This is a genomic window from Escherichia sp. AM3 (genome assembly GCF_032029835.1).
In the GTDB taxonomy this organism is placed as follows: Bacteria; Pseudomonadota; Gammaproteobacteria; order Enterobacterales; family Enterobacteriaceae; genus Escherichia; species Escherichia coli.
Genome location: NZ_JAVUPQ010000263.1, coordinates 1 through 1,660 on the forward strand (window position 1 = coordinate 1; position 1,660 = coordinate 1,660).

2 protein-coding genes and 2 pseudogenes are annotated in these 1,660 nt (G+C 35.5%); 2 read left to right on the forward strand and 2 right to left on the reverse strand.

Annotated elements, in window-relative coordinates; translation table 11 throughout:
• Positions 1-183 (forward strand): tail fiber assembly protein (locus RTW80_RS24860; RefSeq protein WP_225089560.1); only part of this gene is annotated, 183 nt, incomplete at its 5' end.
• Between the two features lie 30 nt (positions 184-213).
• Positions 214-444: pseudogene (locus RTW80_RS24865) on the forward strand (recombinase family protein).
• A gap of 183 nt (positions 445-627) precedes the next feature.
• On the opposite strand, the gene RTW80_RS24870 reads toward RTW80_RS24865, so the two are convergent.
• Together RTW80_RS24870 and RTW80_RS24875 are read right to left on the reverse strand one after the other, a co-directional pair.
• A complete protein-coding gene (locus RTW80_RS24870; RefSeq protein WP_252341619.1) occupies positions 628-1,281 on the reverse strand; it encodes a toll/interleukin-1 receptor domain-containing protein in 654 nt (217 codons plus the stop codon).
• Positions 1,282-1,350: 69 nt separating this feature from the next.
• Positions 1,351-1,611 (reverse strand): annotated as a pseudogene (locus tag RTW80_RS24875) (reverse transcriptase domain-containing protein); the annotation flags it as partial.
• Positions 1,612-1,660 lie beyond the last annotated feature (49 nt).

Here is a 1,660-nt window from a genome sequence, read left to right on the forward strand (position 1 = left end):
TATCCTTCAAGCTCTGAAGGAGGCTGTTCCCGGTACGTTCAGACTGTTGTTGAGCTGGAAATCGCAACGGAGGAAGAAACCTTGTTGCTGGAAGCCTGGAAAAAGTATCGGGTGTTGCTGAACCGTGTTGATACATCAACTGCACCTGATATTGAGTGGCCTACAGTACCTGTTATGGAATAATCGTTACTGCTGTAGCCATAATAACGTCATATACAAGAGCTTGCTGGATTACGAAGTATGCGCGCTTATTTTGAAGATAAAATCAGTGGTACAAAGTCCGAAAGGCCTGGGCTGAAAAAACTACTCAGAATATTATCGGCAGGTGACACACTGATTGTCTGAAAGCTGGACTGACTGGGGGCGTTTTTTCTTCCATGTTATGGGGCTCAGGCCGAAATGGAACGTGAACTGACTGTTAAGAGAACAATAGTCGGGTTTTGAGGCTGCGAGATTACATAGAGTTAATTGGTTGATTAATAGGGTATAGAGGTTATCCAACTATTCGTTACGACATATATTGTTGTTACCTACAAGTTATGAAAAATATATTATTTTATTGATTTTTTGTATGTACAGATTAATACTTAATACGCATCAATCTGCACATTTGCTTTTGTGAGAGAATTATCGTTGTAAGAGTGATTTAATATTGTTGGCGACTACTTCAGGATTATTATCATAGACCATATAATACTTATCACTAAGTAAAGGTAATGATAGGTTTACGACCTCCTCGTCTTCTTTTTTTAATAAGGTCAAAAGTTTTACGTCGCCACTCGATATTTCGCTGGCTAAAACTGCCCTTAATTCTTTTTGAGGCCATTCCTTATTGACTGAATTAGCAGATAAAATAGCGATGACATATTTTGATTTAACTAGTGCTGCATTTATTTTCTCAATTAAGGAGTCGCCCCATTTTATCTCAACATGATCTATGAAGGCTGAAATTTTAAGTTTAGTTAACTCGTCATATATTGGAATTGCAATGTCTTTTTTGTCTTCGCTTGCATGGCATATAAAAACATCAAAGTTTTCTGTTTCTTTCATTGCTCGCAATCCTTCTTGGGTTTTTAATGGATCGTTATGACTCATGTATGACATCAGTTTTAAATATCCTGGATAGTCTTTCCCTCTAACCATTTTTATAAAGCTAAGCCTTCCATAAATATGATTTCGGAAAATTTGAATTGCGTGGTTATTATCCTTTGCCTGATATCCTTTTTCTGTAGCAAAGAGAAGTGCATACTTTAGCTTATCATCTGTCCATCTATGAATCATTGAACGTGTAATTCTTATATATCTTCTGTTAATGTTAACTTTATCATTAACCACTAAGCCAGTAACACTTTGTCTTGTATTTCTGGTTTGAACTCTAAATTTATCATAATTTATTTTAAAGCCATTTTTTGAAATAATATTGTCTATAGTTTCACTAAGACTATAACTTCCGTCGTCGTTTTTTTTGATTATATCAATATTTCTCTGATTGAAAGAAAAAGTTATGTCGTCAGCATACCTAGAATAAGATATTTTTTTTCTTCCTGCAAATTGGGTGAGCTGTTTGTCTAGAGAAGCTGATGCAATATTTGCTAATATTGGCGATGTACACGCACCTTGAGGTCATTTTCCATTGTGAGTACATAACTGAGCTAAAACA